3 protein-coding genes and 1 pseudogene are annotated in these 4,292 nt (G+C 30.3%); 3 read left to right on the top strand and 1 reads right to left on the bottom strand.

Annotation, left to right across the window (positions count from 1 at the left end):
* The 3 genes and pseudogenes from Q0W95_RS07575 to Q0W95_RS07565 all read left to right on the top strand — a co-directional run.
* Positions 1–1,079, top strand: a pseudogene (locus Q0W95_RS07575) (DNA mismatch repair protein MutL); the annotation flags it as partial.
* Positions 1,069–2,016 carry a tRNA (adenosine(37)-N6)-dimethylallyltransferase MiaA gene (miaA, locus tag Q0W95_RS07570; RefSeq protein ID WP_297791478.1) on the top strand — a complete coding sequence of 316 codons (948 nt, stop codon included), beginning with the start codon at positions 1,069–1,071 and terminating at the stop codon, positions 2,014–2,016. The pseudogene Q0W95_RS07575 and the gene miaA, both read left to right, overlap by 11 nt.
* A complete protein-coding gene (locus tag Q0W95_RS07565) occupies positions 2,006–3,280 on the top strand; it encodes an aminotransferase class I/II-fold pyridoxal phosphate-dependent enzyme (protein ID WP_297791476.1) in 1,275 nt (424 codons plus the stop codon). The genes miaA and Q0W95_RS07565 overlap by 11 nt, the downstream gene beginning before the upstream one ends.
* 43 nt (positions 3,281–3,323) lie before the next feature.
* Here the strand turns inward: Q0W95_RS07565 and Q0W95_RS07560 are convergent.
* The coding region (locus tag Q0W95_RS07560; protein ID WP_297791474.1) for a tyrosine recombinase XerC at positions 3,324–4,292 on the bottom strand (969 nt) is incomplete at its 5' end.

Here is a 4,292-nt window from a genome sequence, read left to right as displayed (position 1 = left end):
ACACCTGTGTTAGGTCGTCGGCAGCGTCAGATGTGTATAAGAGACAGGCTTATAGGAATAATATACCTAGTGGAAGGTTTCCAGCATTTTTTATCAATATAGAAACTAATCCTAAAAATCTTGATGTTAATATACATCCTAATAAGAAAGTTATTAAATTTATTTATGAAGATAGTTTAATAGATATTATTGATAAGGCAATTTATCAAAAAGTAAATTCTAGACTAAATCCTAATGAAGTGTCAAAAGGTGAAAAATCAAATTGTGAACTTCTGGATTTTTCTGATTACACAGATTTACTTAATAAATACAATATGGTATCCAATTTTTTTAAAGAAGATGAAGATGAAAGACTATATGAGGCCAAATCCAGCCCTATTAGTGGGGGTGAACCTGACTTTTTTGATATTGACAATAACGTATTTGATTTTTCGAATGAGGTTGATAAGGATAGTTCTATAAAAAATGATAAATCAAATGCTAATACCGCCTTTGTAGAACAAAACTTTATCGAAGAATTTAAGCATTTAAGTTATAAATGTTCTATATTTGCAAGGTACTCAATCTTCCAGATGAAAGATGAGCTTTATATACTTGACCATAGGAGAGCATCTGAGAAAGTAAATTTAACAAAATTCTTTGACCAGTTTATTAATAAAAAAATTGATACCCAACTGCTTTTAAAACCACAGATATTAAATCTAAGTAAAATAGATATAGATAAGTTTAAAGAAAAGGAAGAATCCATTAAAAATTTAGGTTTTGATGTTGAGCTAATAGGAGATGATTTAGTTGTGATAAGGTCGGTTCCTTTTATTTTTGAATTACCAGAAAACTTCGATTTTTTCTATAATCTTATAGATATTGATTATGAAAAAGATATAGATTACTTATATGGAAAACTTAAAAGATTGAATTTATCTTTAGCCTTTAGAAAAGGGGATGGGATAGGGGAGAAGGAAGCCTTATCGTATATTGAAGAGTTATCTAAGATGAACAATCCTTACAAAACTTTTGATGGAAAGGCAACTTTAGTAAAAATTAGCGAAAGAGAGTTGGAGAGATATTTTGAAAGATAGATTGGTAGTGATAACTGGTCCTACAGCGAGTGGAAAAAGTGATATAGCTATAAATCTGGCTAAATACCTAGATACATCTGTGATTTCTGCTGATAGTCAGCAAGTTTATAGATACATGAATATAGGAACTAATAAAACAGAAGATATTTTTGAGATTGATCATTTTATGATAGATCTTGTAAACCCAAATGAAAATTTTTCTGTTGAAGATTTCTCTATTCAAGCAAGAGATATTGTTAAAAAGTTAAATGATGATGATAGTATACCAATTGTAGCTGGAGGAACAGGATTTTATATTGATTCATTGCTTTTTGAAATGAATTATGGTCAGGTAAAGAAAAATCAAGCATATAGAAACGAAATGATAGAGCTTGCTAATACAAAAGGCAAGGATTACTTGTATGACAAATTAATCAGAATTGACCCCGTAAGTGCTGAAAGATACCATCCTAATGAAGTTAATAGAATTATAAGAGCTTTAGAAATATACTATGTAAGCGGAGAAGTTCCATCAAAAATGCGTACTGGAGAACGAAAACTTAATAAAGAAATAGAACCATTAGTTTTCTTTTTAAACTATAAAAACAGAGATACACTTTATCATACAATTAATAATCGAGTTATTTCGATGATAGAAAATGGATTAATAGATGAAGTTAAATCTCTTGTCGACTCGTACAATCTGGATGAAAATTCTCAATCTATGGCAGCAATTGGCTACAAAGAGGTTCTTATGTATATTGATGGGAAAATAGGTAAAGAGGACTTAATAAAATTAATTCAAAGAAATACGAGAAGGTATGCTAAAAGGCAAATAACTTGGATGAAGAAATATTTAAATTTTGGATTTGGACATGAGATACTTTTAGATAATATAAGTAAGGATGATGCAAGTAATATCATTTTAGATGTAATAAAGGGAGTTTATGATATATAAAGATATTTATATTAACTATAAGATAGATAATGATTTCTCTTATAAAATAAAGGAAGTCGAAGATAAACTATCTGATAAATTTAAGGAAATTGATGAAATTTCAGAGTATAACCAAATGAAAGTTTTGTCTGCTTTCAAAAAAGCAGATCTTCAAACAACTGATTTTACGCAAGCTACAGGCTATGGTTATGCTGAATATGGCAGAGATAAAATCGAATCTATATTTGCGGATATATTTAGGGCTGAAGATGCTCTAGTTAGACCAAGCATAGTTTCAGGGACCCATGCCTTATCCATAGTCCTCTTCGCCTTATTAAATGCTGGTGATAAATTAGTAGCTATTACGGATGATCCATACGATACTATGCAACAGGTGATAGGACTTGTAGGCAGTAAAAAGGGAAATCTAATCGAAAGAGGTATTAGGTATAATAAGCTTAAATTGAATAATAATCAAATTGATTATGAAAATATAGGTAAAGTTGTGGATAGCGAAACAAAGCTTGTCCTCATTCAAAGGTCAACAGGTTACACTTTAAGAAGAGCTTTTACCATATCTGAAATCCAAAAGGCTATTGAAGAAGTTAGAAAATTCAGCCCTAATGCTATTATATTTGTAGATAATTGCTATGGTGAATTTACAGAAACTGAAGAACCTTTAGAAGTTGGAGCAGATATTTTAGCTGGTTCGCTCATAAAAAATTTAGGTGGCGGAATAGCAATTACAGGTGGCTACATCTGTGGTAAAAAAGACCTTATAGAGTATTGTGCTAACCATCTTACAGCTCCAGGGATAGGCAAAGATGAGGGACTAAGCTTCGGAACAAATAGACTTGTCAGCGAAGGATTATACTTTGCTCCTCATGTAGTGAAAGAAGCTATGAAAACCGGCTTGCTTTTTTCTTATGTATTTAATGAGCTAGGTTACAAAGTTATCCCTAATGTCACAGATCCAAGATCGGATATAGTCCAATCTATAATGCTAAGGGATCCTGAAAAAGTAAAAACCTTTTGTAAGGCTATTCAGGAGACCTGTAGCGTAGATTCTAATCTTGTTCCAGAAGCATTTCCTATGCCAGGTTATGAGGATCCTGTTATAATGGCGGCTGGTGGATTTGTAGAAGGGGCGACATCAGAACTATCTGCAGACGGACCTCTTAGAGACCCTTACATGGTGTATTTGCAAGGTGGCTTAAACTATAATCATGGAAAACTTGCCCTAAAAGTAGTACTTGATAGATTTAAAAAAGAGAATTTCATATAACAAAAAAATGTCATTAGATAAATATTATCTAGTGACATTTTTATTAAATATCTATGTTTGATAATGGGTTCTTCCTTACAGCATTTTTCAAATCATCATCATCAAGGTGAGTATAAATTTGGGTAGTAGATATATTTGTGTGACCTAAAATATCTTTCAAGGCTCTAATATCAACATTACCATATTTATACATTAAAGTTGCAGCTGTATGTCTAAGTTTGTGTGTGGAATAAATTGATGTATCAAACCCAGCCTTTGATAAGTACTTATCTATCGTACTTTGAACAGCACGATTTGAAATTCGTTTTTTTCTAGTAGAAATAAATAAGGCATAAACGTCATTTTTTTTAAGGTATTTGGATCTTACGACTATATAATTATCAATTAATCTTAAACAATTTGCTGTTAAATATATAGTTCTTTCTTTATTTCCTTTTCCTATAATATTAAAATGATCACTAACTATATCTGTAATATTTATACTTACAAGTTCTGAAAGTCTCATACCTGTAGTTAGAAAAGTAAAAATTATAGCTAGATCTCTTGACCTCAAAAATTCATTTTTTTCCTTATTAATTATCTCAAGAAGTTTTTCAGTCTCATTTAGAGTTAGGTAGATAGGTTGTCTCTGACTAATTTTAGGGTTTGTTAACTTTTCGCTAATATTTGAATCAATAACTTCAATTTCTGAATAGAGATACTTATAGAATGATTTTATAGCAGATATTTTTCTTGACCTTGTTGAAGCCAAATCATTTTTTTCGTTATCTAAGAAACTTAAGTAGGAGTAGAAATCTTGCAAGGTTAAATCTTGAAAAAAACTTGGGCTAACAAGTTCATTGATTGATTCTTCATTAAAATTATCATCAAATTTTTTTTCATCACCATGATAAAATTTCCTTACTATCATAAACCTAATTAATAAATTTAAGTCGTATTGATACTCTTTGATAGTATTTTTTGACAAACCTCTTATAGATTTAAGATAACTTAAATAATCACTGAGTAAAAT

It is taken from the genome of uncultured Anaerococcus sp. (assembly GCF_947253225.1).
Taxonomy (GTDB): Bacteria; Bacillota; Clostridia; order Tissierellales; family Peptoniphilaceae; genus Anaerococcus.
Note: the sequence above shows the minus strand (reverse complement) of the source record. Positions and strands in the feature narration are given on the sequence as shown.

What these genes read in the sequence shown, in the direction of transcription:
- Q0W95_RS07565 (WP_297791476.1), top strand. Translation starts at nt 2,006, where the DNA reads ATGATATATAAAGATATTTATATTAACTATAAGATAGATAATGATTTC.